General features: G+C 60.8%; 19 protein-coding genes. 12 read left to right on the top strand and 7 right to left on the bottom strand.

All coding sequences use genetic code 11. The features are described 5' to 3' along the window. Nucleotides 1–420: 420 nt before the first annotated feature. From AO388_RS12480 to AO388_RS12505, 6 genes are all read right to left on the bottom strand, one after another. Nucleotides 421–798 carry a gamma-butyrobetaine hydroxylase-like domain-containing protein gene (locus tag AO388_RS12480; RefSeq protein ID WP_003316640.1) on the bottom strand — a complete coding sequence of 126 codons (378 nt, stop codon included), beginning with the start codon at nucleotides 796–798 and terminating at the stop codon, nucleotides 421–423. Nucleotides 799–890: 92 nt separating this feature from the next. Next, nucleotides 891–2,228 carry an ATP-dependent protease ATPase subunit HslU gene (hslU, locus tag AO388_RS12485; protein WP_024661527.1) on the bottom strand — a complete coding sequence of 446 codons (1,338 nt, stop codon included), beginning with the start codon at nucleotides 2,226–2,228 and terminating at the stop codon, nucleotides 891–893. A gap of 66 nt (nucleotides 2,229–2,294) precedes the next feature. Next, nucleotides 2,295–2,825, bottom strand: a complete 531-nt coding sequence (gene hslV, locus AO388_RS12490) for an ATP-dependent protease subunit HslV (RefSeq protein WP_003392345.1) — start codon at nucleotides 2,823–2,825, stop codon at nucleotides 2,295–2,297. 206 nt (nucleotides 2,826–3,031) lie between these two features. Beyond that, entirely contained in the window at nucleotides 3,032–3,727 is a 696-nt protein-coding gene (locus tag AO388_RS12495; protein ID WP_003432151.1) for an SPOR domain-containing protein, read from the bottom strand. A gap of 1 nt (nucleotide 3,728) precedes the next feature. Continuing rightward, nucleotides 3,729–5,465, bottom strand: a complete 1,737-nt coding sequence (gene argS / locus AO388_RS12500) for an arginine--tRNA ligase (protein ID WP_003432149.1) — start codon at nucleotides 5,463–5,465, stop codon at nucleotides 3,729–3,731. 97 nt (nucleotides 5,466–5,562) lie between these two features. Then, the gene (locus AO388_RS12505) at nucleotides 5,563–7,782 is read right to left on the bottom strand and encodes a primosomal protein N' (protein WP_003365984.1); all 2,220 of its coding nucleotides are present in this window, start codon (nucleotides 7,780–7,782) and stop codon (nucleotides 5,563–5,565) included. Nucleotides 7,783–7,951: 169 nt separating this feature from the next. Here AO388_RS12505 and rpmE point away from each other — a divergent pair, with 169 nt between their 5' ends. The 3 genes from rpmE (at nucleotide 7,952) to AO388_RS12520 (ending at nucleotide 10,441) form a co-directional block, all read left to right on the top strand. Next, nucleotides 7,952–8,173: a 50S ribosomal protein L31 gene (gene rpmE / locus AO388_RS12510; protein ID WP_002551648.1), complete on the top strand. Its 222-nt coding sequence runs from the start codon at nucleotides 7,952–7,954 to the stop codon at nucleotides 8,171–8,173. Nucleotides 8,174–8,186: 13 nt separating this feature from the next. After that, entirely contained in the window at nucleotides 8,187–8,990 is an 804-nt protein-coding gene (locus AO388_RS12515) for a thermonuclease family protein (RefSeq protein WP_058416540.1), read from the top strand. A gap of 182 nt (nucleotides 8,991–9,172) precedes the next feature. Further along, nucleotides 9,173–10,441: a malic enzyme-like NAD(P)-binding protein gene (locus AO388_RS12520; protein WP_003365988.1), complete on the top strand. Its 1,269-nt coding sequence runs from the start codon at nucleotides 9,173–9,175 to the stop codon at nucleotides 10,439–10,441. A 353-nt stretch (nucleotides 10,442–10,794) separates the two neighbouring features. Here the strand turns inward: AO388_RS12520 and AO388_RS12525 are convergent, their stop codons facing one another. Further along, the gene (locus AO388_RS12525) at nucleotides 10,795–13,236 is read right to left on the bottom strand and encodes a penicillin-binding protein 1A (RefSeq protein WP_374271032.1); all 2,442 of its coding nucleotides are present in this window, start codon (nucleotides 13,234–13,236) and stop codon (nucleotides 10,795–10,797) included. Between the two features lie 209 nt (nucleotides 13,237–13,445). Here AO388_RS12525 and AO388_RS12530 point away from each other — a divergent pair, with 209 nt between their 5' ends. The 9 genes from AO388_RS12530 to gltB all read left to right on the top strand — a co-directional run bounded on the left by AO388_RS12530 (nucleotide 13,446) and on the right by gltB (nucleotide 26,565). Beyond that, nucleotides 13,446–14,510 (top strand): pilus assembly protein PilM, encoded by a 1,065-nt coding sequence (locus AO388_RS12530; RefSeq protein ID WP_003365992.1) that lies wholly within the window; start codon nucleotides 13,446–13,448, stop codon nucleotides 14,508–14,510. After that, a complete protein-coding gene (locus tag AO388_RS12535; protein ID WP_003365994.1) occupies nucleotides 14,510–15,085 on the top strand; it encodes a PilN domain-containing protein in 576 nt (191 codons plus the stop codon). The genes AO388_RS12530 and AO388_RS12535 overlap by 1 nt, the downstream gene beginning before the upstream one ends. Next, nucleotides 15,082–15,705 (top strand): type 4a pilus biogenesis protein PilO, encoded by a 624-nt coding sequence (pilO, locus tag AO388_RS12540; RefSeq protein ID WP_003432147.1) that lies wholly within the window; start codon nucleotides 15,082–15,084, stop codon nucleotides 15,703–15,705. Before AO388_RS12535 ends, pilO begins: the two co-directional genes overlap by 4 nt. Further along, nucleotides 15,702–16,229 (top strand): type 4a pilus biogenesis lipoprotein PilP, encoded by a 528-nt coding sequence (pilP, locus tag AO388_RS12545; RefSeq protein ID WP_003350151.1) that lies wholly within the window; start codon nucleotides 15,702–15,704, stop codon nucleotides 16,227–16,229. Before pilO ends, pilP begins: the two co-directional genes overlap by 4 nt. Before the next feature lie 47 nt (nucleotides 16,230–16,276). Further along, complete coding sequence (gene pilQ, locus AO388_RS12550; protein ID WP_024662382.1) at nucleotides 16,277–18,382, top strand: type IV pilus secretin PilQ; 2,106 nt, start codon at nucleotides 16,277–16,279, stop codon at nucleotides 18,380–18,382. Nucleotides 18,383–18,386: 4 nt separating this feature from the next. Then, complete coding sequence (gene aroK / locus AO388_RS12555) at nucleotides 18,387–18,905, top strand: shikimate kinase AroK (RefSeq protein WP_003365999.1); 519 nt, start codon at nucleotides 18,387–18,389, stop codon at nucleotides 18,903–18,905. A 115-nt stretch (nucleotides 18,906–19,020) separates the two neighbouring features. Next, nucleotides 19,021–20,124 (top strand): 3-dehydroquinate synthase, encoded by a 1,104-nt coding sequence (gene aroB, locus AO388_RS12560; RefSeq protein WP_044308720.1) that lies wholly within the window; start codon nucleotides 19,021–19,023, stop codon nucleotides 20,122–20,124. Between the two features lie 10 nt (nucleotides 20,125–20,134). Further along, nucleotides 20,135–21,763, top strand: coding sequence for an SPOR domain-containing protein (locus tag AO388_RS12565; protein WP_003432141.1), 1,629 nt, complete (start codon nucleotides 20,135–20,137; stop codon nucleotides 21,761–21,763). Between the two features lie 356 nt (nucleotides 21,764–22,119). Continuing rightward, nucleotides 22,120–26,565: a glutamate synthase large subunit gene (gltB, locus tag AO388_RS12570; RefSeq protein WP_058416541.1), complete on the top strand. Its 4,446-nt coding sequence runs from the start codon at nucleotides 22,120–22,122 to the stop codon at nucleotides 26,563–26,565. Nucleotides 26,566–26,618 lie beyond the last annotated feature (53 nt).

The following is a 26,618-nucleotide window of genomic DNA, read 5'->3' on the forward strand; positions in this document are numbered from 1 at the left end:
GCAGAGCGTCCAGAACGGCATACCCACGCGGAGCATGGGTATGATGGTGTTCTTGCGGGCACCTATCGTTCCTCACGCTCCAGCGTGGGAATGCATTTCGTGACGCTCCGCGTCACAGACCAACGCCGCGCCACCTGCTCAAGGGAGGACGCAGAGCGTCCCGAACGGCATACCCACGCGGAGCATGGGCATGATGGTGTTCTTACGGGCGACTATCGTTCCTCACGCTCCAGCGTGGGAATGCCTTTTGTGACGCTCTGCGTCACATCTACGCCGCAACCGTGTTCAGGGAGGACGCAGAGCGTCCCGACGGCATACCCACGCGGAGCATGGGCACGATGGTGTTCTTACGGGCGACTATCGTTCCTAACGCTCCAGCATCGGCACGATGCTGTTCATGCGGACACCTGTAAGGCGGGGTCAGAGCATCAGTTTGATGACGTGTTCGGAAGGGTCGCGGGATTTGCCGGCTTTCTCAAGCTCCTGCAAGTAGTCTTCCCACAGCGAAGCCTGGCGTGTGGCCAGTTCGTACAGGTATTCCCAGGTAAACAGGCCGCTGTCATGGCCGTCATCGAAGGTCAGCTTAAGCGCATATTGCCCGGCAGGCTCGACCTTGGTCAGGCCGACTCCCAGTTTGCCGAATTGCAGGATCGGCCTGCCGTGGCCCTGAACTTCCGCAGAAGGGGAATGCACCCGCAGAAACTCTGCGGGCAAATGGTATTCCTCATCCGGCGCGTATTTCAGCGTCAGGGTCTTGGAGGCCTTGTGCAACTGGATGGCAGTGGGCAGAGCGGGCATGGCTGCAGTCTCGGGTTTTAAGCGTCGGGCAGAAGCAAAAAGCTGCAAGAGTGAACAACCTCTTGCAGCCTGAAATGCCAACCGCGTGTGGCTTAGAGAATATAACGCGACAGGTCTTCGTTTTCTGCCAGATCACCCAGGTGACTATTGACGTATTCCGCGTCGATCTTGATCGGCGCTGCGTCAGGGTTGATGGCCAGGTCTCCGGCGCTGAACGAGACTTCCTCAAGCAGGCGCTCAAGCAGCGTATGCAGGCGGCGGGCACCGATGTTCTCGGTCTTCTCGTTGACCTGCCAGGCAATCTCGGCCAGACGCTTGATGCCTTCAGGCTTGAACTCGATCTTCAGACCTTCGGTCTTGAGCAGCTCGCGGTACTGTTCGGTCAACGACGCATGCGGCTCGCTGAGGATACGCTCGAAGTCCTGTGGCGACAGCGCCTTGAGTTCAACGCGAATCGGCAGGCGGCCCTGCAGCTCGGGGACCAGATCGCTCGGTTTGCTCAAATGGAATGCGCCCGACGCAATAAACAGGATGTGGTCGGTCTTGACCATGCCCAGTTTGGTGTTCACGGTGCAACCTTCGATCAGCGGCAGCAGGTCGCGCTGCACGCCCTCACGGGACACGTCGACACCGCCCGAATTACCGCGCTTGGCAACCTTGTCGATTTCGTCGATGAACACGATGCCGTGCTGCTCGACCGCTTCCAGTGCCTTGGCTTTCAGCTCTTCTTCATTGACCAGACGGCCAGCTTCTTCTTCGCGTACCAGCTTGAGCGCTTCCTTGACCTTGAGCTTGCGGCTCTTGGTCTTGCCTTTGCCCATGTTGGCAAACAGGCTCTGTAACTGATTGGTCATCTCTTCCATGCCAGGCGGCGCGGAGATATCGACACCAACGGCTTCATTAATCTCGATTTCAATTTCCTTGTCATCCAGCTGGCCTTCGCGCAGGCGCTTGCGGAACAGCTGACGGGTATTGGAATCGCTGCTCTGCGCCGGGTCTTCGTTGAAGCCGACCCGGGCCGGTGGCAGCAGGGCGTCGAGAATGCGCTCTTCGGCGGCATCTTCGGCGCGGTGACGCACCTTGACGATTTCTTGTTCGCGCAGCAGCTTGATCGCAGCGTCGGCCAGATCACGGATGATCGACTCTACGTCACGACCCACATAACCCACTTCGGTGAATTTGGTGGCTTCGACCTTGATGAACGGTGCGTTGGCGAGCTTGGCCAGACGGCGAGCGATTTCGGTCTTGCCGACACCGGTCGGGCCGATCATCAGAATGTTCTTGGGGGTTACTTCGACACGCAGTTCTTCAGGCAACTGCATGCGGCGCCAGCGATTGCGCAGGGCAATGGCCACGGCGCGCTTGGCATCGTCCTGGCCGATGATATGGCGATTAAGTTCATGGACGATTTCGCGGGGAGTCATTGACATGGTTATTCACGGTCCTCTGTTGCGGGCAAGTCGATGGGGCCACAGGGTGTGCGGCCCGGCAGCGGCTTAGCCAGCGAGGTCCTGCTCCTCAATGGTGATGTTGTGGTTGGTGAACACGCAAATGTCGCCGGCGATATGCAGTGAAGTCTCGGCAATTTCGCGGGCCGACAGGTCGGTCTTGAGCAGCAGGGCGCGTGCTGCGGCCTGAGCGAATGCGCCGCCGGAGCCCATGGCGATCAGGCCGTCCTCGGGCTCGACCACGTCACCGTTGCCGGTGATGATCAGCGAGGCGTCCTTGTTGGCGACGGCCAGCATGGCTTCAAGACGGCTCAGTGAGCGATCGGTGCGCCAGTCCTTGGCCAGTTCGACGGCTGCACGAACCAGATGCCCCTGGTGTTTTTCCAGTTGGGCCTCGAAGCGTTCGAACAGCGTGAATGCATCGGCGGTCGCGCCAGCGAAGCCGGCGATCACTTCACCGTGATACAGGCGGCGTACCTTTTTGGCGTTGCCTTTCATGACGGTGTTGCCCAGAGAAACCTGGCCGTCGCCAGCCATGACGACTTTACCGTGGCGGCGCACTGAAACGATGGTGGTCAAGGGAGAGTCTCCACACTGCGGGGCGAAAATGCCCTGATGCAAACTCATATGGGGGTGTGGGTGAGTATTTCAACCTTGAGGATGAACAGCGGGGATAACTGGCAGCTGACTGCCGGAGGCATAAATCTCCGGCAGTTGTAACGGCCTCTTCGTGAGCAAGTTCACTCCCACCTATAGCGCAGAGCGCTTTGCGCGCTCTGTTTCAGCTAGCGGCTCTGGCGCTGTTGCAACAACAGGTTACTAAATCCGCCGCTTGCCAGTTGTTTCTGGGCGGTGGTCAGTTGTTCGCGGTTGCTGAACGGGCCGACCAGTACGCGGTACCAGGTTTCATCCTTGACGGTGCCCGACTCGACGGTAGAGGTCTGGCCCAGCAGGATGATTTGCGCACGAACCTTCTCGGCGTCAGCCTGTTTGCGGAACGAGCCCGCCTGCAGGAAGAACGTCGTCACCGCGGCCGGCTTGGTGGTCGCAACCGGTGGCGCTGGCGGAGGCGTCAAGCCGCTGAGGGCTGCCTGGGCGCGTGCCGTGTCGATCTTGGCTGCCTGTTCCGGCGAGACCGGTGCTGTCGGTGCCACAGGCGGCGGTGTCTTCTCCGGCACGGCTTCGTTAGGCACGATCACTTCCGATTCCGGCAGCAATGTGTAGAAGTCGTACTTCGGCTTGACCGGAGCCGTCGGGCTCGGTGGTGTTTTATTCGCCTCGGCGATCTTCGCGGCCTTGGCGTCCGCCTTGACCCGCTTGACGTCATCGCCACCGGGCTCGAGCTTCATCAAAAAGACCACGAATGCGCCCACGGTCAAGCCAATCGCCAGCCACAACCATCCTGGAATCGGCTTCTTCGCGGGTGCCTGATAACGGCTGGCGCCCCGCTTGGGTGCCGGTTTCTTCTTCGCAACTGCCAACTTACATACGCTCCAGAGTTTCCAGACCCAACAGGTCCAGGCCTTGCTTGAGGGTGCGGCCGGTCAGGGCAGCCAGACGCAGACGGCTCTGTTGCTGATCGGGGTTTTCCGCACCAAGGATCGGGCAGTTTTCGTAAAAGCTCGAAAACAGACCCGCAAGGTCATACAGGTAAGCACAAAGTACGTGCGGTGTGCCTTTTTCTGCGACGTTGTTCAGTGTTTCGGTGAATTGCGCCAGACGTGCGGCCAGTTCCTGTTCCTGCGGCGCTGCGAGGACAATCTGGCCCTTGCTGGCGTCAAACGCGCTGCCCAGCTTGCGGAACACGCCCGCCACACGGGTGTAGGCGTACAGCAGGTAGGGCGCGGTGTTGCCCTCGAAACTGAGCATCTGATCGAAGTTGAAGCTGTAATCGCTGGCGCGGTGCTTGGACAGGTCGGCGTATTTCACCGCACTGATGCCCACGGCCTTGGCAATGCTGCGCAATTCTGCTTCAGCGACTTCCGGGTTCTTTTCCTTCACCAGCGTGTATGCACGTTCTTCGGCTTCATCGAGCAGGTCGATGAGTTTGACCGTGCCGCCGTCGCGGGTCTTGAACGGGCGGCCATCGGCGCCGTTCATGGTGCCAAAACCCATGTGTTCGAGCTGCATGCCGTCGTGGACGAAACCGGCGCGGCGCGCCACTTCGAACACCTGCTGGAAGTGCAGGGCCTGACGCTGGTCGACGAAATACAGCACGCGGTCGGCCTTGAGCACCTTGCTGCGATAGCGGATCGCTGCCAGGTCGGTGGTGGCGTAGAGATAACCGCCACCGGCCTTCTGCACGATGACCGGCAACGGCGTGTCATCGGCGGTGCGGAATTCTTCGAGGAACACGCATTGTGCGCCATTGCTCTCGACCAGCAGGCCTGTGGCTTTCAGGTCGTTGACCACATTGGCCAGGTCATCGTTATAGGCGCTTTCGCCCATCACGTCGGCCGGGGTCAGCTTGACGTTAAGGCGCTCGTAGGTCTCCTGGCAGTGCGACAGCGAGATGTCCTTGAAGCGCGTCCACAGCGCCAGGCACTCGGCATCGCCGGCCTGCAGCTTGACCACCAGACCACGAGCACGCTCGGCGAACTCTTCGGACTCGTCAAAGCGCTGCTTGGCGGCGCGGTAGAAGTTTTCCAGGTCGGACAGCTCGTCGCTGGTCGCTGGCTTTTCCTGCAGATAGGCCAGCAGCATGCCGAACTGGGTGCCCCAGTCGCCCACGTGGTTCTGACGAATGACCGTGTCGCCGAGAAACGTCAGGACGTTCGCCACGCCGTCGCCAATGATGGTCGAGCGCAAATGGCCAACATGCATTTCCTTGGCCAGATTCGGTGCCGACAGATCGACGACCACGCGCTGTGCAGCGCCCGCCTTGCGGACTGACAGGTGCGCGTCGGCCAGTGCAGCGTCGAGGCGTGCGGCCAGCGCGGCAGTGTTCTGGAAGAAGTTCAGGAAGCCCGGCCCGGCAATTTCGACCTTGCTGACCTGCTCGTCGGCCGGCAGTGCGGCGATCAGCTTTTCAGCCAGATCGCGCGGTTTCATGCCGGCAGGCTTGGCGAGCATCATCGCGATATTGCTGGCGAAGTCGCCGTGCGTCTTGTCGCGGGCGTTTTCCACCTGAATCGCCGGCGTCAGCCCTTCTGGCAAGACGCCCTCGGTGACGAGACGGGTCAGGGCTTGTTGAATCAGCTGGCGAATCGTGTCTTTCATGGTGCTCTCTTCGACCGCAAGCGCGGTGGCGCTTCGATGCGCGGGTGGAAAAACTCCGCATTATCCGTTGCTCAAGCCTGCTTGCCAACGGCGTGACTTAATAAAGATCCACAGGATCCACATCCAGCGACCATCTGACCTGCCGGCCGCTGGGCATTTGCTCCAGCGCGAGCAGCCAGGTGGCAAGCAATTTATGCAAGGGCGCACGGGCGCTGGACTGCACCAGCAACTGCGCGCGATAACGTCCGGCGCGGCGTTCCATCGGTGCCGGAACCGGGCCCAGCAGCTCAATGCCGCCCAGCGCCATCTGCGCAACCAGTTGCTCCGCATCGCTGCAGGCCTGATCGAGAAAGGCCTCGGCCTGTCCCGGCTTGTGCGCTTCGGCGCGCAGCAGTGCGAGGTGTGAAAACGGTGGCAGACCCGCCGAACGGCGCTCGCTCAAGGCCTGTTCGGCAAAGGCGAAATAACCCTGCTCGGTCAGCTGAATCAGCAGTGGATGGTCGGCCAGGTGGGTCTGGATGATCACCTTGCCAGGTTCTTCGGCGCGCCCGGCACGGCCTGCCACCTGAACGATCAGTTGCGCCATGCGCTCGCTGGCGCGGAAGTCGCCGGAAAACAGCCCGCCGTCGGCGTCCAGAATCGATACCAGCGTGACCCGGGGAAAGTGATGGCCCTTGGCGAGCATTTGCGTGCCGACCAGAATGCATGGCTGGCCGCGCTGGATCGTCGTGAACAGCTGGTTCATGGCGTCCTTGCGCGACGTGCTGTCGCGGTCGACACGCAGCACGGGGTAGTCTGGAAACAGAATCGCCAGGCGCTCTTCGGCGCGCTCGGTGCCGGCGCCTACCGGGCGCAAATCCACCTTGCCGCACGACGGACACTGGCGCGGTACACGCTCGACATACCCGCAGTGATGGCAGCGCAGTTCGCCCGAGCGCTGGTGCACGGTCATGCGTGCATCGCAGCGCTGGCAGCCGGACATCCACCCGCAGTCGTGGCACAGCAAGGTGGGTGCAAAGCCGCGACGGTTGAGGAACACCAAGACCTGCTGGCCTGCCGCGAGCGTCTGACCGATGGCCTGCTGCATGGGCCCGGAGATGCCGCTGTCCAGCGGTCGGCTCTTGACGTCCAGGCGCATGAAACGCGGCTGCTGTGCGCCGCCCGCGCGCTGATTCAGGCGCAGCAGGCCGTAGCGGCCAGTGTAGGCGTTATGCAGGCTTTCCAGGGACGGAGTGGCCGAGCCCAGGACAATCGGAATGTTTTCCTGACGCGCCCGCACCAGGGCCAGATCGCGGGCGTGATAGCGCAGACCTTCCTGCTGTTTATAGGAGCCGTCGTGTTCCTCGTCGATGATGATCAGCCCGGGGTTTTTCATCGGCGTGAACAGCGCCGAACGCGTGCCGATGATGATGTCCGCCTCGCCATCGCGAGCCGCCAGCCAAGCATCCAGCCGTTCGCGGTCGTTGACCGCCGAGTGGACCAGCGCAATGCGCGCATTGAAGCGCTGCTCGAAGCGCGCCAGGGTCTGCGGGCCGAGGTTGATTTCCGGGATCAGCACCAGCGCCTGCTTGCCCGCCTCGAGGGTCTCGCGGATCAGTTGCAGATAGACTTCGGTCTTGCCGCTGCCGGTGACGCCGGCCAGCAGGAACGCATGAAAGCTGTCGAACCCGGCGCGGATCGCTTCGTAAGCGGCGCGTTGTTCGGTGTTGAGCGGCAATTCAGGCTGGGCCAGCCAGTGTTCATGGCGTGCGCTGGGCGCATGGCTGCGGACCTCGACGTACACCAGCTCCTTGGCCAGCAACAGGTTGAGGCTGTCCTTGTTGAGCATCAGCTTGCTGAGCAGTTGATGCGCCACCCCGTGCGGGTGCTGGGCAAGGGTGGTCAGGGCCTCGCGCTGCTTGGGCGCGCGGGCGATGCGCGGATCGTCGACGCTGGCACCCGGTGCAACGTGCCAGAAGCGTTCCTGGCGGCTTTCGGCCAGTTCGCCCTGACGCAGCAACACCGGTAAGGCCCAGCTCAGCGTGTCGCCCAGGCTGTGCTGGTAATACTGCGAGGTCCACAGGCACAGTTTGAACAGCGCAGGTGGCAGCGGCGCTTCGCTGTCGAGCAGGGCGATTGCCGGCTTGAGCTTGTCGGCGGGCACTTCGCTGTGATCGACCACTTCCACCAGAATGCCGATCATTTCCCGGCGTCCGAACGGCACTCGCAGACGCATGCCCGGCTGCAAGGCGCTGCGCGACACGCCCGCTGGGGCGCGGTAGTCGAACAGGCGGCGAAGCGGCGAGGGCAGGGCAAGGCGCAGGATGGCGTCGGGCACGCGGTGTTTTCCTGTGGTGATAAGTGATGACGGAGGCGCGATCTTAGCAGACGACCGGTGTGAAGGTTCGCTTGCGTCGTTGCAATTGTCTGGTACTATCCGCAGCCTATTTCCGTGCGGTATTCAACAATAGTGTTGAGTGGCGGCGCGTTAGACCGAGGAAGTACCGATGAAAGCTGATATCCATCCAGTTTACGAAGCCATTGACGCTACCTGCAGCTGCGGCAATGTCATCAAGACCCGTTCCACCCTGGCCGCTCCTCTGAGCCTGGACGTGTGCAACGAGTGCCACCCGTTCTACACCGGCAAGCAGAAGACGCTTGACGTTGGCGGCCGTGTCGACAAGTTCAAATCCCGTTTCGGTGCGTTCGGCGCTACCAAAGCGAAGTAAGACTGGCTGCCCTATGGGCATCTCCAGACTGCTTGAAAAGGCGCTCCTTGTGGGCGTCTTTTTTATGCCCGTGATTTGGGTGTCCGGCGCGCAGGCCTTCTGCCCGGCACCTGCCTCGTTGCCGGTCGCACAGGTACAGCGTGTAGTCGACGGCGACACCTTGAAGCTGATCGATGGCCGCAGCGTGCGGATGATCGGGCTCAATACGCCTGAAACCGGCAGGAAAGGCCGGTCTGCCGAACCGTTTGCCGAGGCTGCCAAAAAGCGCTTGCAGGCGCTGGTGAATGAAAGCGGCGGCAAGGTTGGTCTGCGTATCGGTCAGCAGGGCAAGGATCATTACGGTCGCACGCTGGCCAACGTCTATGACCGTAAAGGCGCCAACCTTGAGGCGCAGTTGCTCAGCGAAGGGCTGGGCTATCTGGTGGCCGTTGCGCCCAATGTCAGGCTGGTCGCTTGCCAGCAGGGCGCGGAGCGTCAGGCACGTCAGGCGCGTCTGGGTGTATGGCGTAATTCGCCAGTGCAGTCCTCGACCCGGCTGAATAAAAGCGGGTTCGCGATTGTGTCCGGTCAGGTCAGGCGTGTGCAGCGCAACCGCGGTGGTATCTGGATCGAGTTGCAGGGCTCGCTGGTCTTGCGTGTCGCGCCTGACCACCTGAGTGCCTTCGATACGGCGATGCTCCAGCACCTCGAAGGGCAGCAGGTCGAAGCGCGTGGCTGGGTCGTCGATCGCTCCCGACGCGGAGGCCTTGAAGCGGGGCAGTCCCGCTGGCTGCTGCCACTGACCCATCCCGCAATGCTGGACGTTTCACGTCGCTAGACGCGGCCTTCAAACCGGTGATCTGACGAGCGTGACCGAGTGTTCACGTTTCAGGTCTCTAAGCGTAAAGTCTAAGCCCGAGCCTATTGACAGCAGTGACTGGTCAGTCTTGTTAGGACTATGCATCTTGCGTATCCTCGGCGGTCCGTCTGTCCCACAGTAAAAAAAGCGGAATCCAATACATGTCAGATCTGAAAACTGCCGCGCTCGAATACCATGCCAATCCTCGTCCGGGGAAGCTGAGCGTCGAACTCACCAAGCCGACCGCAACCGCTCGTGACCTGGCTCTGGCCTACAGCCCTGGCGTTGCTGAACCCGTGCGTGAAATTGCCCGTGACCCCGAGCTGGCTTACAAGTACACCGGCAAAGGCAACCTGGTAGCAGTTATTTCCGATGGCACCGCGATTCTCGGCCTCGGCGATCTGGGTCCGTTGGCTTCCAAGCCGGTCATGGAAGGTAAAGGCGTTCTGTTCAAGCGCTTCGCCGGTATCGACGTTTTCGATATCGAAGTCGATTCCGAAAGCCCACAGGCCTTCATCGACACCGTAAAACGTATCTCCATCACCTTCGGTGGCATCAACCTGGAAGACATCAAGGCACCTGAGTGCTTTGAAATCGAGAAAGCGCTGATCGAACAGTGCGACATCCCGGTTTTCCACGATGACCAGCACGGCACCGCTATCGTGACAGCGGCCGGCATGATCAACGCGCTGGAAATCGTCGGCAAGACCCTCGATTCGGCGAAGATCGTCTGCCTGGGCGCTGGCGCTGCGGCCATCTCCTGCATGAAGCTGCTGGTGAGCATGGGCGCGAAGATCGAAAACATCTTCATGGTCGACCGTACTGGCGTTGTCCACTCCGGCCGTACCGACCTTAACCAGTACAAGGCTGCGTTCGCTCACGCTACCGAGAAGCGCTCGCTGACTGACGCGCTGGATGGCGCTGACGTATTTGTAGGCCTGTCCGGTCCTAACCTGCTGAGCGCTGAAAACCTCAAGCTGATGGCCAAGGACCCGATCGTGTTCGCCTGCTCGAACCCTGATCCGGAAATCTCCCCGGAACTGGCTCACGCCACGCGCAGTGACGTGATCATGGCCACTGGCCGTTCGGACTACCCGAACCAGGTCAACAACGTACTGGGCTTCCCGTTCATCTTCCGCGGTGCTCTGGACGTTCGCGCCAAGCGCATCAACGAAGAAATGAAAATCGCCGCGGCCAACGCCCTGCGCGAACTGGCCAAGCTGCCTGTGCCACAGGAAGTCAGCGACGCCTACGGCGGCATCAAACTGGAATTCGGTCGTGAGTACATCATTCCGAAGCCAATGGACACCCGCCTGCTGGGCCTGATCGCCGATGCAGTGGCCAAGGCCGCTATCGAAAGCGGCGTTGCCACCCTGCCGTATCCGAAGCACTACCCGCTGACCAGCGTGGATGATGTGTTCAAGGGCTGATCCCTGACCCAATAAAAAACCCCTGCAGCGATGCAGGGGTTTTTTTATGCCTTGGATGCCCTGCTCTTGTGGGGCATTTTCAGGGATTGAACTAGCCTCTTCGCGAGCAAGCTCGCTCCCACATAGCCCCGGATCGTACTGAAAGTCCCCGTGTCCGTGGGAGTGAGCTTGCTCACGAAGAGGCCTATGCAGCCGCTGAAAATCTACTGACCCACTAATACGCCTTCGCGAGCAAGCTCGCTCCCACAAAGCTTCGGATCATCCTGAAAGTCCCCGAATCCGTGGGAGTGAGCTTGCTCACGAAGAGGCCTGTGCAGCCGCTGAAAATCTACTGATCCATTAAGTCTGTGCTATCAGAACAAATCGATCGGCGCTGACTCATCTGCCGGCAACGGGCTGCCCGGTGCGCTGCTGCCGCCCAGTTCGTTGACGCTTGGCGGTGTGTCTTCGCTTTTGAACAGCTCGAAGAATGCGTTCGGCGTGCTTGGCGTGGCGGCGCGGCCACTCAATGGGTCGACGCGCAGGCTGAGAATGCCTGGCGGTTCGGCCTGCTGATGCGGCGGCTTGTCCTTGAGCGCGGCGCTCATGTAGTCCATCCAGATCGGCAGCGAGACCGTGCCACCGAATTCGTGACGGCCAAGACTTTCAGGCTGATCGAAACCACTCCACACCGTGGTCACGTAGTCCGCGTTATACCCGGAGAACCAGGCATCCTTGGAATCATTGGTGGTACCGGTCTTGCCGGCGATGTCCGGTCTGTTCATGGACAGTGCGCGGCGCCCGGTGCCGCGCTTGATCACGTCCTGCAGCATGCTGTTCAGAATGTACGTGGTGCGCGCATCGACCACACGCTCTGCCACTGCGGGCGCCTGAGGCTGAGCAGGTGCCCCTGGCTCACCGGTGACCACGCTCGGGCTGTCATGTACCGCGAAGGTCGAGGTGTTGGGCGCGGTATTGACGTCATTGACCGGGACGCTTGGCGGGTTGGCGACAAACAGGGTCTGGCCGTCACGGTTCTCGATGGTCTGGATCAGATAAGGGCTGACCTTGTAACCGCCGTTGGCGAAGGTCGCCCAGCCGGTGGCGATTTCCATCGGGGTCAATGTCGCCGTACCCAGTGCCAGCGACAGGTTGCGCGGCAAATCCTGCTTGGAGAAGCCGAAGCGGGTGATGTAGTCGATGGTGCTGTCGATGCCGAGGGCCTGGAGCAGGCGGATCGATACCAGGTTACGAGACTTGTACAGCGCCTCGCGCAGGCGGATCGGCCCAAGGAAGGTGTTAGTGTCATTTTTCGGACGCCATACCTTGTCCAGGTATTCGTCGACGAACACGATAGGCGCGTCGTTCACCAGGCTGGAAGCGGTGTAACCGTTATCGAGCGCAGCGCTGTAGATGAACGGCTTGAAGCTGGAGCCCGGTTGACGTTTGGCCTGCATGGCGCGGTTGTAGTTGCTCTGCTCGAACGCAAAGCCGCCGACCAGGGCGCGAATGGCACCGTTTTGCGGATCAAGCGACACCAGGGCGCTCTGCGCGACGGGAATTTGACTGAATTTCAGCGAGCCATCGTCCTGGCGCAGCAGACGAACGAGGTCGCCGACCTTGGCAACGTCAGCCGGCTGCTTCGGATTGGCGCCCAGGCTGTTGGTATTCAGGTAAGGGCGCGCCCACTTCATGGTGGCCCAGTCGACGGTTTCTTCCTTCTCGCCGTTGCGGGTCAGAACGCGTAGACCGGTCTTGTCGACCTGCGTCACGATGCCGGGCTCGAGGCCGTTGATCATGCGCTGCTTGGTCAGTTCCTGTACCCAGTTGGCGCGGGTCATGCCCGGGAAGCGGCTTTCCGGACCACGGTAGCCGTGGCGCTGGTCGTAATCGATCAAGCCCTGCTGAATGGACTTGTTGGCGTGCTCCTGAAGGTCGCTCGGCACAGTGGTGGTAACGCGGAAGCCTTCTGTATAGGCCTCGCTGCCATAACGGCCGACCATTTCAGCCCGCGCCATTTCAGCGATGTACGGTGCATTCACTTCCGGCGTCGGCACGTGATAACTGGCGTTGAGCGGCTCATTCAACGCGGCCTGGTAAGCGGTCTGGTCGATCTTGCCCAAGCGATACATGCGGCCCAGGATCCAGTCGCGACGTTCCTTGGCACGGGTCGGGTTGGCCAGTGGGTTGAAACGTGACGGTGCCTTGGGCAGACCGGCAATCATGGCCATTTGCGCAAGGCTTACATCACGGATCGACTTGCCATAGTAGACTTGCGCCGCCGCCTCGATCCCGTAGGCGCGGTTACCCAGATAAATCTTGTTGACGTACAGCTCGAGAATCTCGTCCTTGGTAAGTTGGCGCTCGATTTGCAAGGCCAACAGAATCTCGGTGGTTTTGCGCGAAAAGCTGCGCTCGCTGGTCAGGAAGAAGTTTTTCGCGACCTGCATGGTGATGGTACTGCCGCCTGACTGGATATGGCCGCTCTTGACCAGCTGAGTGGCTGCGCGCATCAGGCTGCCCGGGTCGACGCCATAGTGGTTGGCGAAGTTGTCGTCTTCGGCCGACAGCAGTGCGTTGATGAAATTGGGCGGGATTTCCGCGAAGCGAATCGGCGTGCGGCGCATTTCACCGAACTCGGCAATCAGCTTGCCGTCGCTGGTGAACACCCTCAGGGGGATTTGCAGTTGAATGCTTCGCAGCGCGTCAACGGATGGCAGGGTCGGGCTCAGGTAAAGAAACGCGCCGCTCAGGCCAAGCAACAGCGAGCAGAATACCGCGACGAGGGACCACCAGAAAAACTTCAGCAGGCGTATCAAGGCTTTTGGATTTCCAGAAAAAATAATGGGTTAAGCGCAGGCATTTACAAATGAACACGCCTTGAAGCTTTGTTAAATGAAAAAAACGCTGGGCATTATAAGCATTTTTCGTCCCCAAGCGTGATTTGCGCTACTGTCAAGGCTGTCGACAGTGACGTTGGCCCGAAATAACTCCGTAAGTGACGGAAACTCATAGGAATCAGGTTGTGTTCGAACTCTTCAGTAAGAAGGCCAACACCCTTCTAGGGATCGATATTAGCTCCACCTCGGTAAAACTCCTGGAATTGAGTCGTTCCGGCACCCGTTACAAGGTCGAGTCTTACGCAGTAGAGCCCTTGCCGGCCAACGCTGTCGTCGAAAAGAACATTGCCGAACTCGAAGGGGTCGGGCAGGCGTTGTCACGCGTACTCGTCAAGGCCAAGACCAGCGTCAAGATCGTGGCGGTTGCCGTGGCCGGTTCGGCGGTGATCACCAAGACCATCGAGATGGACGCCGGTCTTTCCGACGATGACATGGAAAACCAGCTCAAGCTTGAGGCTGACCAGTACATCCCCTATCCGCTGGAAGAAGTCGCCATCGATTTCGAAGTGCAGGGCTACTCGGTGCGCAACCCCGAGCGCGTCGAAGTGTTGCTGGCTGCCTGCCGCAAGGAGAACGTCGAAGTGCGCGAGGCCGCGCTGGCACTGGCCGGGCTAACCGCGCGCGTCGTCGATGTCGAGGCCTACGCCCTTGAGCGCTCGTTCGGGTTGCTGGCTGCGCAACTGGGCAACGGCCATGACGAACTGACGGTGGCCGTGGTCGATATCGGCGCCACTATGACCACCCTGAGCGTGCTGCATCACGGCCGGATCATCTATACCCGCGAGCAGCTGTTTGGCGGGCGCCAGCTGACTGACGAAATCCAGCGCCGCTATGGGCTCTCCATGGAGGAAGCCGGGCTTGCCAAGAAGCAGGGCGGCTTGCCCGACGACTACGTCAGCGAAGTGCTCGACCCCTTCAAGGAAGCGCTGGTGCAGCAGGTTTCCCGCTCCCTGCAGTTCTTCTTCGCGGCCGGTCAATACAACTCTGTGGATCACATCATGCTGGCAGGCGGCACGGCTTCGATTTCAGGGCTGGAGCATCTGATCCAGCGACGCATCGGCACTCCGACCATGGTCGCCAACCCGTTTGCCGACATGGCCCTGAGCGCCAAGGTCAATGCCGGGGCCCTGGCCAGTGACGCGCCAGCCCTGATGATCGCCTGTGGTCTGGCGTTGAGGAGCTTCGACTGATGGCGCGGATCAACTTATTACCGTGGCGCGAAGAGCTTCGCGAAGAACGAAAGAAACGCTTCCTGACCGCACTGGTCGGCGTGCTGGTGGTGTCAGTCGGCATCCTGTTTCTGATCGATCGTTACGTCAGCAATGCCATCGAGCATCAGATGGCGCGCAATGCCTTTCTGCAGACGCAGATTGCCCAGCTCGATATCCGCATCAAGGAGATCAGTGATCTCAAGGCTCGGCGCAAACAGCTGCTCGAGCGCATGAAGATCATTCAGGACCTGCAAGGCAACCGCCCGATCACCGGGCGCGTCTTCGATCAACTGGCGCGGACCCTGCCGGACGGCGTCTACTACTCACAGGTCAAAATGACCGACAAGCTGATTGCCATCAATGGCGCTGCCGAGTCGAACAACCGGGTTTCCGACCTGATGCGTAATCTTGAAGCCTCTGACTGGCTGGAAGCGCCGAGCCTGACCGAGGTCAAGGCCACCACGGCCGGTGCCGTGGATCAGGCCAATGTCTTTCAGCTGACCGTACGCCAGACCCAGCCGCCGGTTGCCGCTGCCCCAGGAGCCAAGCCATGAATATGTCCGAATGGCTGGAAGGGTTGCGCAAGGTCGATCTGAGCGAGCTGGACCTGAACAACCTGGGCTCATGGCCCGCAGCGGTCAAGGCCATTGCCGGGCTCCTGGTTGCGGTCATGATTTTCGCACTGGGCTATTTCTTCTTTATCCAGGACCTGGAAACCCAACTGGAAAGCGCTCAGAACAGCGAGGTGACGCTCAAGGAGCAGTTCTCCAACAAGGCCTTCCAGGCGGCCAACCTCGAGCCGTACAAGAAGCAGATGGAAGAGATGGAAAACACCTTCGGCGCCCTGCTGCGGCAATTGCCCAGCGACACCGAAGTGCCCGGCCTGCTTGAGGACATCACCCGCACCGGGCTGGGAAGCGGGCTTGAGTTCGAGGAAATCAAGCTGCTGCCCGAGGCGGTCCAGCAGTTCTACATCGAGCTGCCGATACAGATCACCGTGGTCGGTGGTTATCACGACCTGGCGACCTTCGTCAGCGGTGTAGCCAGCCTGCCGCGCATCGTCACGCTGCATGATTTCGAGATCAAGCCGGTCGATCCCAAGGTGCCGACCAAGTTGCGCATGAGCATTCTGGCCAAGACCTACCGCTACAACGATGAAGGGCTGAAGAAATGAGGGCGGCGCGATTGCTGTGCGTCAGTGTGGTTCTGGCAGGGCTGGCCGGTTGCGGTAATGACAATGATTTTGCCGATCTGTCCGAATTCATGGATCAGGCCAGAGCCCGCCCGAGTGGCAACATCGAACCTTTACCCAAGTTTCGGCCGTACGAGGCGTTCACCTACAACGCCTCCACGCTGCGTAGTCCTTTCCAGCCGCCGGTCAAGATCGACCTGCTCAACCGCCAGAAGGGTTCACGGCTGGTGGCGCCGGACGAACACCGGGTCAGGCAGTTTCTTGAAGGTTTCAATATCGAGTCGTTCGAGATGGTCGGCACGATTGGCAACGAGTCGGGGACGTTTGCCCTGCTGCGCGGTGCCGGAGGTGTTCATCGCGTCAAGGTGGGCGATTATCTGGGGCGTAACAACGGCCGGGTAGTGTCGATCGGCGACGCGCAGGTTGATGTCATCGAAATTGTTCCTGATGGAGAGGGGGCGTGGCTGGAAAGGCCACGCACTATCGCCCTCAAAGAACGCTCATGAAGTGGGCAAGGCCAAGTATGCACAGTAGCGCTCAACGGAAATTGATCATGACCCGGATTCTCTCGATTATCGGCGTGTCGTTATGCATCGCGGTGCTGGCGCCGGTTCTCCAGGCTGCCAACCTCAAGACCCTGGATGTCGCCGCCCTGCCGGGTGACCGCATCGAGCTGAAGCTGGCATTCGACGCCCCGGTGCCGGCACCGCGCGGTTACACCACGTCGCAACCAGCGCGCATTGCGCTGGATCTGCCGGGTGTTACCAGCCAGTTGGCGACCAAAAGTCGTGACCTGGGCACCGGTAATGCGCGCAGTGTGGTTGTGGTACAGGCTCAGGACCGCACCCGGGTGATCATCAACCTGACCACGCTTTCGCCGTACAGCTCCCGCGTCGATGGCAACAACCTGTTCGTGGTCATCGGCCAGGGTGCCGGCGCCGCGCAAGCTTCCCAACCGACCACCGCAATGGGGGCGCAACGGGTCGCGGTGCCACCGCCCACGCCTGCATCCGCCAAACCGTTCATCCCCGCAGGCGTCAAGGCCATCCGCAATGTCGATTTCCAGCGTGGCGAGCTGGGTGAGGGCAATGTGGTCATCGACCTGAGCAACCCCAGCATTGCCCCGGATATTCAGGAGCAGGGCGGCAAGATCCGCGTGGACTTCGCCAAGACCCAGCTGCCCGAACCGCTGCGCGTCCGGCTGGACGTCAAGGACTTCGCCACGCCGGTACAGTTCGTCAGTGCTTCGGCGTCGGGTGACAAGGCCAGTATTCTGATCGAGCCGTCGGGTGCCTTCGACTACTCGGCGTTCCAGACCGAAAACAAGCTGACGATCAGCGTGCGCCCGTTGACCAATGAGGATCTGGACCGCCGCGCCGCTGACAAACCGGTGTACACCGGTGAAAAGCTGTCGCTGAACTTCCAGGACATCGACGTACGCTCGGTACTGCAACTGATTGCCGACTTCACCAACCTCAATCTGGTGGCCAGTGATACGGTCCAGGGCGGTATCACCCTGCGTCTGCAGAATGTGCCATGGGATCAGGCGCTGGACCTGGTGCTGAAAACCAAGGGCCTGGACAAGCGCAAGGTCGGCAACGTGCTGCTGGTTGCGCCAGCCGATGAAATTGCCGCCCGCGAGCGTCAGGAGCTGGAGTCGCTCAAGCAGATCGCCGAGCTGGCGCCCCTGCGTCGTGAGCTGCTGCAAGTCAATTACGCCAAGGCTGCCGACATCGCCAAGCTGTTCCAGTCCGTGACCAGTGCCGAGTCCAAGGCCGACGAGCGCGGTTCGATCACGGTGGACGACCGGACCAACAACATCATTGCCTACCAGACCCAAGAGCGCCTCGACGAGCTGCGTCGTATCGTGTCGCAACTGGACATCCCGGTACGCCAGGTGATGATCGAGGCGCGCATCGTCGAGGCCAACGTCGATTACAACAAGCAACTCGGGGTTCGCTGGGGCGGTTCTACCAACACCAGCGGCAGCGGCAAATGGACAACCTACGGGCTGGATAATAACGGTGACGAGGCCGGTAACACCGGCAGCAGTACTACCTCCAACGTGCCGTTCGTGGACCTGGGCGCAGCTAATGCGACGACCGGTATCGGCCTGGGCTTCGTGACCAATAACACGCTGCTGGACCTTGAGCTGAGTGCCATGGAGAAAACCGGTAACGGTGAAATCGTCTCCCAGCCCAAGGTGGTCACCTCCGATAAGGAAACCGCCAAGATCCTCAAGGGTACGGAGATCCCGTATCAGGAATCCAGCTCCAGCGGTGCGACCACCGTGAGCTTCAAGGAGGCCTCCCTGTCGCTTGAGGTAACGCCGCAGATCACGCCGGACAACCGCATCATCATGGAAGTGAAGGTTACCAAGGACGAGCCGGACTACCTGAATGCGGTGCTGGGCGTACCGCCGATCAAGAAAAACGAGGTCAACGCCAAGGTGCTGATTTCCGACGGCGAAACCATCGTCATCGGTGGTGTGTTCTCGAATACGCAAAGTAAAGTTGTCGATAAAGTGCCATTTCTTGGCGATGTACCGTATCTTGGCCGGCTTTTCAGGCGCGATGTGGTATCCGAGTCCAAATCCGAGCTGTTGGTATTTCTGACTCCGCGTATCATGAACAACCAGGCGATTTCTGTGAGTCGTTGATTTTGTGCGAAATTTAATACTTGTGGGGCCGATGGGTGCTGGCAAGAGCACCATCGGCCGTTTGCTTGCCAAAGAATTGCGACTGCCGTTCAAGGATTCCGACAAGGAAATCGAGCTGCGTACGGGCGCCAACATTCCCTGGATCTTCGACAAGGAAGGCGAGCCGGGTTTTCGTGATCGCGAGCAGGCCATGATTGCCGAACTGTGCGACGCCGATGGCGTGGTTCTGGCGACCGGCGGTGGCGCGGTCATGCGCGGCGAAAATCGCCAGGCTCTGCGGGCCGGCGGGCGCGTGGTGTATCTGCATGCCTCGATCGAGCAACAGGTGGGGCGCACCGCGCGTGATCGCAATCGTCCTTTGCTGCGTACCGCCGATCCTGCCCGGGTACTGAGCGAGCTGCTGGCCATCCGCGACCCGTTCTATCGGGAAATCGCCGATATCGTGATTGAAACCGATGAGCGGCCTCCCCGAATGGTGGTTCTCGAGATACTGGCGCGACTGGCAGAGCTTCCTCCCCGTTAAAGCGCAGGCGAAAATGCGCTATTCTCGTCGACCAGCAAAACAGCGTCGGTTCATGGCCTTGCGTCATGAGATGCTGAAGCACAAACCGTCCAATCGGTAATAAATGTGGGGACACATGCAGACACTTAAGGTCGAGCTTGGTGAGCGTAGCTACCCGATCCATATTGGCGAAGGCCTGCTGGATCAGCCAGAGCTCCTGACCCCGCATATCGTCGGGCGTCAGGTGGCTATCGTTTCCAACACGACAGTGGCACCTCTGTACCTGGAGCGCCTGACGCAAACCCTGGCCGGTTACAACGTTCTGCCGATTGTTCTGCCCGATGGCGAGGCGTTCAAGAACTGGGAAACCCTGCAGACCATTTTCGATGGCTTGCTGACCGCTCGCCATGACCGTCGCACCACGGTCATCGCTCTGGGCGGCGGGGTGATCGGCGACATGGCCGGGTTTGCCGCCGCCTGTTATCAGCGCGGCGTGAACTTCATCCAGATCCCGACCACGCTGCTGTCTCAGGTGGACTCATCGGTCGGCGGCAAGACCGGTATCAATCATCCGCTGGGCAAGAACATGGTGGGTGCCTTCTATCAGCCGAGCGTGGTGCTGATCGATACCGCTTCGCTCAATACTCTGCCCGAGCGTGAACTGTCCGCCGGGCTGGCCGAAGTCATCAAATATGGCCTGATCTGCGACGAGCCCTTCCTGACCTGGCTCGAAGAGCATGTCGATGCACTGCGCGGCCTGGACCAGGCGGCGCTGACCGTAGCCATCGAACGTTCCTGCGCCGCCAAGGCGCTGGTGGTCGGCGCCGATGAGCGCGAGTCCGGCGTTCGTGCGACATTGAACCTGGGTCACACATTCGGGCACGCCATCGAGACGCATATGGGCTATGGTGTCTGGCTGCATGGCGAGGCGGTTGCTGCCGGTACGGTCATGGCGCTGGAAATGTCCTCGCGCCTGGGCTGGATCAGCACGCAGGAGCGGGATCGCGGCATTCGTCTGTTTCAGCGTGCCGGGCTGCCGGTCGTGCCACCGCAGGACATGACGGAAGACAATTTCCTCGAACACATGGCGATCGACAAGAAAGTCATCGACGGTCGCCTGCGTCTGGTGCTGTTGCGCCGGATGGGTGAAGCGGTCATCACGGACGATTATCCAAAAGAAGTATTACAGGCCACCCTGGTTGCGGATTATCGCGCCCTGGTGGATCAGCTCAGAGGTTAACGGAAACCCCATGACTAGTTTGCATGCCGACGAGGCCTTCCTCGGCCATTATCAGTTGAGTCATGACCCCTTTGCTGCGCGGGTACCTGGCTTCAAATTCTTTCCTGCCCAACGCAAGCCTGTGCTGGGTCAGCTTCATCATCTGGCGCGCTACAGCCAGCTGCTGCTGGCGGTCACCGGGCCTCAGGGCAGCGGCAAGACCCTGCTGCGCCAGGCGCTGGTGGCGAGCACCAACAAGCAGTCGGTGCAAAGTGTCGTGATTTCTGCGCGCGGTGCAGGTGATGCGGCAGGCGTGCTGCAGCAGGTCGCGCAGGCGCTGAGCGTCGCGCAGGCTGAAATGCAGTCGATCCTGTCGCAGGTCGTGCAGCTCGGGCTGACCGGCCAGGAAGTCTACCTGCTGGTTGACGATGCGGAACAACTTGGCGATTCGGCGCTCGAAGCGTTGCTGGGTCTTGCTGCGGGAACGCCTGAAGGGCGTCCGCATGTATTCCTGTTCGGAGAGCCATCGCTGCTCGATCGTCTCGATCAGATGTGTGCCGACCTGCAGGGTGATGTCGAAGGCGAACGCTTTCACGTCATCGAGCTGCAACCCTATACGGAAGAGGAAACCCGGGAGTATCTGGCTCAGCGTCTGGAGGGTGCAGGGCAGGGAATCGCGTTGTTCACCGCCGACCAGATCACCGATATTCATGAACAGTCCGATGGCTGGCCTGGCGCAATCAACCAGGTAGCCCGCGATTCAATGATCGAGGCGATGATCGCGAGTCGTTCCGCGGTCAAGCGCCCAAGTGTGGGGTTCAAAATGCCGAAAAAACACGTATTGGCCTTGGGTGCCGTTGTCATAGTGGCCGTGGCAGCAGCCGTGCTGATCCCGGGTCGCGGCGACAAGACGGGTACACCCGCCAATGCCCCGGCTTCCGCTCAGGCGCAACTGCCGCTGGGTGAAGGCAAGCCAACTGCTCAACAATCGAATAACGGCAGCCCGGCCATCGAATTCGCTGGTAACTCCCAGCCGATGCCGCTACCGATGAATGGCTCTCAGCCGGTGATGCGCGGTCCTCTGGCCGAGGCTGCCGGGTCCAGTGATTCCGACGAAGACGCAGTGCCGACAGGTTCGCCTGCACAGCCGCCGACCGTCACCACTACGGCGCCGCCAGCGGGTGTACCGGCAGGTCAGGCCGCAGCACAGACGCCTCGCTCGTCCATCCCTGCACCGACCCCGGCACCTGCGCCAGCCGCCAAGCCGGCCCCTGCGCAGACTCAGGTCGCGACAGCCAAGCCTGCCCCGACTCCGGCTCCGGCTGCCAAGCCTGCTGAAAAACCGGCAGCGGCGGCGGCCAAACCGGCTGCCGGCGGTAGCTGGTACAGCAGCCAGGCACCCGGTCACTACGTGGTCCAGATCCTCGGCACCAGCTCCGAAGCGACGGCTCAGGCCTACGTTGCAGAGCAGGGTGGCGAGTATCGTTATTTCAAGAAAACCCTGCAGGGCAAGCCGCTGTACGTCGTGACGTACGGCAACTTTCCTGACCGTGCTGCCGCCCTGGCAGCCATCAAGGTATTGCCAGCCAAGGTTCAGGCTGGTAAACCTTGGCCTCGTACTGTCGCCAGCGTCCAACAAGAGCTCGGCGCCACTCGTTGAAGTCGCAGCGGCCCTACCCGGGCCGCCCGCCGACCTACCTGACTTAACCCGCCTGAGCGCGCCGCATGTCGGCGCGCCTTGCGGCGTCTGCGTTACAAGCGCCTTACAGTCTCCCGTCGCGTCAGTCAGATTCACGAAGAAATACTTTGACTAGCACAGCGACCCGTTTTAAAACTTTCATAATTGCGACATTGATTATCAGCCAGTCGTCGTTAAATTTGTTAGCCCTTGTGTCGCTGTGTACAATGACCTCCGTTTTGCCTGTCCGAAGCTGGCGCACGTTCGGCGTGACAGGTAATTGGTTGAATTAAAAGGAAATTTGCCTCGAATAGAGGCAGCCTGGTGAGAAAGTGTCTATGAAAGCAGGTCTGTACCAACCAGATGAATTCAAGGATAACTGCGGCTTCGGCCTGATCGCTCATATGCAGGGCGAGCCCAGTCATCACCTGTTGCAGACGGCCGTTCAGGCCCTGACCTGCATGACCCACCGTGGCGGTATCAACGCCGACGGCAAGACCGGCGACGGTTGCGGTCTGTTGATTCAGAAGCCCGACGGCTTCCTGCGTGCGATCGCCAAGGAACACTTCGCCGTCGATCTGCCCCGCCAATACGCTGTGGGCATGGTGTTCCTCAATCAGGACGACGCCAAGGCCGACGCCGCACGCGAAAACATGAACCGTGAAATCCTCGCCGAGGGCCTGGATCTGGTGGGCTGGCGTCAGGTGCCGATCGATACCAGCGTTCTGGGTCGTCTGGCGCTGGAGCGCCTGCCGAAAATCGAGCAGGTATTCATTGGCGGTGAAGGCCTGAGCGATCAGGAATTCGCCATTAAGCTGTTCAGTGCGCGTCGCCGCTCGTCGGTGTCCAACGCCGCAGATACCGATCACTACATCTGCAGCTTTTCGCACAAGACCATCATTTATAAAGGCCTGATGATGCCGGCCGACCTCACGGCCTTCTTCCCGGACCTGAGCGACGAGCGTCTGCAGACCGCTATCTGCGTGTTCCACCAGCGTTTTTCCACCAATACCCTGCCGAAATGGCCGCTGGCGCAGCCGTTCCGCTTCCTCGCCCACAACGGCGAGATCAACACCATTACCGGCAACCGCAACTGGGCGCAGGCGCGACGCACCAAGTTCACCAACGATCTGATGGACCTGGACGAGCTGGGCCCGCTGGTCAACCGCGTGGGTTCTGACTCGTCGAGCATGGACAACATGCTCGAGCTGATGGTCACCGGCGGCATCGACCTGTTCCGTGGCGTGCGCATGATCATTCCGCCTGCGTGGCAGAACGTCGAGACCATGGACCCGGACCTGCGGGCGTTCTATGAGTACAACTCCATGCACATGGAGCCGTGGGACGGCCCTGCGGGCGTGGTCATGACCGAAGGTCGTCATGCGGTCTGCCTGCTCGACCGCAACGGCCTGCGCCCGGCGCGCTGGGTCACCACCAAGAACGGCTACATCACCCTGGCGTCGGAAATCGGCGTATGGGACTACAAGCCTGAAGACGTCATCGCCAAGGGCCGCGTCGGCCCTGGGCAGATCTTTGCCGTGGACACCGAAACCGGTCAGATCCTCGACACCGACGCCATCGACAACCGCCTCAAGTCGCGTCATCCGTACAAGCAATGGCTGCGCAAGAATGCCCTGCGCATTCAGGCCACCATGGAAGACAACGACCACGGTTCGGCTTTTTACGACAGCGAGCAGCTCAAGCAGTACATGAAGATGTATCAGGTCACGTTCGAAGAGCGTGATCAGGTGCTGCGTCCGCTGGGTGAGCAGGGCCAGGAAGCCGTAGGCTCGATGGGTGATGACACGCCAATGGCCGTGCTGTCGCGTCGTGTGCGTTCGCCTTACGACTACTTCCGCCAGCAGTTCGCGCAGGTGACCAACCCGCCGATCGACCCGCTGCGCGAAGCCATCGTCATGTCGCTGGAAATCTGCCTCGGTGCCGAGCGCAACATCTTCCAGGAATCGCCGGAGCACGCCTCGCGCGTGATCCTCAGTTCGCCGGTCATTTCGCCAGCCAAGTGGCGGTCGCTGATGAACCTGGAGCGTCCGGGCTTCGAGCGTCATATCATTGACCTGAACTACGATGAAAGCCTGGGTCTTGAAGCCGCTGTGCGCAGCGTTGCCGACCAGGCCGAAGAGGCCGTGCGTTCCGGTCATACGCTGATCGTGTTGAGCGACCGACACATCGCACCGGGCAAACTGCCGGTGCACGCTTCACTGGCGGTCGGCGCGGTTCACCACCGTCTGACCGAACAGGGCCTGCGCTGCGACAGTAACATTCTGGTCGAAACCGCGACGGCGCGTGACCCGCACCATTTCGCCGTGCTGATCGGCTTCGGCGCCTCGGCGGTCTATCCGTTCCTGGCTTACGAAGTGCTGGGCGACCTGATCCGTACCGGCGAAGTGCTGGGCGATCTGTACGAAGTCTTCAAGAACTATCGCAAAGGCATCACCAAGGGCCTGCTCAAGATCCTCTCGAAGATGGGCATCTCGACCGTTGCGTCCTACCGTGGCGCGCAGTTGTTTGAAGCCATCGGCCTGTCCGAGGAAGTCTGCGATGTCAGCTTCCGCGGTGTGCCGAGCCGCCTGAAGGGCGCGCGCTTCGTCGACATCGAAGCCGAACAGAAGGCGCTGGCTGCCGAAGCCTGGAGCCCGCGCAAGCCGATCCAGCAAGGCGGCCTGCTCAAGTTCGTGTTTGGTGGCGAATACCACGCCTACAACCCGGACGTGGTCAGCACCCTGCAGGCTGCCGTGCAGCAGGGCGACTACAGCAAGTTCAAGGAATACACCTCGCTGGTGGACCAGCGTCCGGTGTCGATGATTCGCGACCTGCTGAAGGTCAAGACACTCGATCAGCCCTTGAACATCGACGAAATCGAGCCGCTGAGCGAAATCCTCAAGCGCTTCGACTCGGCCGGTATTTCGCTGGGTGCCTTGTCGCCCGAGGCCCACGAAGCGCTGGCCGAGGCGATGAACCGTCTGGGCGCGCGCTCCAACTCCGGTGAGGGTGGCGAAGACCCGGCTCGTTACGGCACGGTCCGCAGCTCCAAGATCAAGCAGATCGCGACGGGCCGCTTTGGCGTGACGCCCGAGTACCTGGTCAATGCCGATGTGCTGCAGATCAAGGTTGCGCAGGGCGCCAAGCCGGGCGAGGGCGGGCAATTGCCGGGCGGCAAGGTCAATGGGCTGATTGCCAAGCTGCGTTATGCGGTGCCGGGTGTGACGCTGATTTCGCCGCCACCGCACCACGACATCTATTCCATCGAAGACTTGTCGCAGCTGATTTTTGACCTGAAACAGGTCAACCCGGCGGCGCTGGTGTCGGTCAAGCTGGTGGCAGAAGCGGGCGTCGGCACCATTGCCGCCGGTGTCGCCAAGGCCTACGCCGACCTGATCACCATTTCCGGTTACGACGGTGGCACCGGTGCATCGCCACTGACCTCGATCAAATACGCCGGCGCACCGTGGGAGCTCGGGCTGGCCGAAACTCACCAGACCCTGCGCGGCAACGACCTGCGCGGCAAGGTTCGGGTACAAACGGACGGTGGTCTGAAAACCGGCCTGGACGTGATCAAGGCTTCCATCCTCGGGGCCGAAAGCTTCGGCTTCGGCACCGCGCCGATGATCGCGCTGGGCTGCAAATACCTGCGTATCTGCCACCTGAACAACTGCGCCACCGGCGTAGCGACCCAGAACGAAAAGCTGCGCAAGGACCACTACATCGGCACCGTCGACATGGTGATCAACTTCTTCACCTACGTGGCAGAAGAAACCCGCGAATGGCTGGCCAGGCTGGGTGTTCGCTCGCTGGAAGAGCTGATTGGCCGTACCGACCTGCTGAACATCCTGCCGGGCGAAACCGAGAAGCAGCAGCATCTGGACCTGACACCCTTGCTGGGCAGCGACCATATTCCGGCCGACAAGCCTCAGTTCAGCCTGGTGGATCGCAACCCGCCGTTCGACAAGGGCCTGCTGGCCGAGAAGATGGTGGAGATGGCCAGGCCGGCCATCGAGGCGCTCAGCGGCGGCGACTACGAACTGGAGATCTGCAACTGCGACCGTTCGATCGGCGCGCGCATCTCCGGCGAAATCGCCAGACTGCATGGCAACCAGGGCATGAACAAGGCACCTGTCACCTTCCGCTTCAAGGGCACTGCCGGCCAGAGCTTCGGGGTGTGGAACGCCGGTGGCCTGAACATGTATCTGGAAGGCGATGCCAACGACTACGTCGGCAAGGGCATGACCGCTGGCAAGCTGGTGATCGTGCCGCCCAAGGGCAGCCCGTTCAAGACCAACGAAAGCGCGATTATCGGTAACACCTGCCTGTACGGCGCAACTGGCGGCAAGCTGTTTGCAGCGGGCACGGCTGGCGAGCGTTTCGCTGTGCGTAACTCCGGTGCCCACACTGTCGTTGAAGGCACTGGCGATCATTGCTGCGAATACATGACGGGTGGTTTCGTCTGCGTACTGGGCAAGACCGGCTATAACTTCGGTTCCGGCATGACCGGTGGTTTTGCCTACGTGCTCGACCTGGACAACACCTTCGTTGACCTCGTCAACCATGAACTGGTCGAGATCCAGCGTATCAGCGGCGAATCGATGGAGGCTTACCGCACTCACCTGCAAAGCGTCCTGAATGAGTACGTCGCGGAAACCGACAGCGAATGGGGCCGTAATATCGCGGAAAACCTGGACGATTACCTGCGTCGTTTCTGGCTGGTCAAGCCCAAGGCTGCCAACCTGAAATCGCTGCTCTCCAGCACTCGGGCCAACCCGCAATAACAGCAGCTGCGAGCGGCGAGCTTCACGCCGCACGTTAACAGCAGTGCGCCAAT

Origin of the sequence: Pseudomonas sp. ICMP 10191, assembly GCF_001467335.1 — a bacterium.
Lineage (GTDB): Bacteria > Pseudomonadota > Gammaproteobacteria > Pseudomonadales > Pseudomonadaceae > Aquipseudomonas > Aquipseudomonas cerasi.

Excerpts from the sequence above, each read along its gene's own strand:
- AO388_RS12480 (WP_003316640.1), bottom strand. The coding sequence starts at position 798 with ATGCCCGCTCTGCCCACTGCCATCCAGTTGCACAAGGCCTCCAAGACC.
- hslU (WP_024661527.1), bottom strand. The coding sequence starts at position 2,228 with ATGTCAATGACTCCCCGCGAAATCGTCCATGAACTTAATCGCCATATC.
- argS (WP_003432149.1), bottom strand. The coding sequence starts at position 5,465 with ATGAAAGACACGATTCGCCAGCTGATTCAACAAGCCCTGACCCGTCTC.
- rpmE (WP_002551648.1), top strand. The coding sequence starts at position 7,952 with ATGAAAGCTGATATCCATCCAGTTTACGAAGCCATTGACGCTACCTGC.
- AO388_RS12515 (WP_058416540.1), top strand. The coding sequence starts at position 8,187 with ATGGGCATCTCCAGACTGCTTGAAAAGGCGCTCCTTGTGGGCGTCTTT.
- AO388_RS12520 (WP_003365988.1), top strand. The coding sequence starts at position 9,173 with ATGTCAGATCTGAAAACTGCCGCGCTCGAATACCATGCCAATCCTCGT.
- AO388_RS12535 (WP_003365994.1), top strand. The coding sequence starts at position 14,510 with ATGGCGCGGATCAACTTATTACCGTGGCGCGAAGAGCTTCGCGAAGAA.
- pilO (WP_003432147.1), top strand. The coding sequence starts at position 15,082 with ATGAATATGTCCGAATGGCTGGAAGGGTTGCGCAAGGTCGATCTGAGC.
- pilP (WP_003350151.1), top strand. The coding sequence starts at position 15,702 with ATGAGGGCGGCGCGATTGCTGTGCGTCAGTGTGGTTCTGGCAGGGCTG.
- pilQ (WP_024662382.1), top strand. The coding sequence starts at position 16,277 with ATGACCCGGATTCTCTCGATTATCGGCGTGTCGTTATGCATCGCGGTG.
- aroB (WP_044308720.1), top strand. The coding sequence starts at position 19,021 with ATGCAGACACTTAAGGTCGAGCTTGGTGAGCGTAGCTACCCGATCCAT.
- AO388_RS12565 (WP_003432141.1), top strand. The coding sequence starts at position 20,135 with ATGACTAGTTTGCATGCCGACGAGGCCTTCCTCGGCCATTATCAGTTG.
- gltB (WP_058416541.1), top strand. The coding sequence starts at position 22,120 with ATGAAAGCAGGTCTGTACCAACCAGATGAATTCAAGGATAACTGCGGC.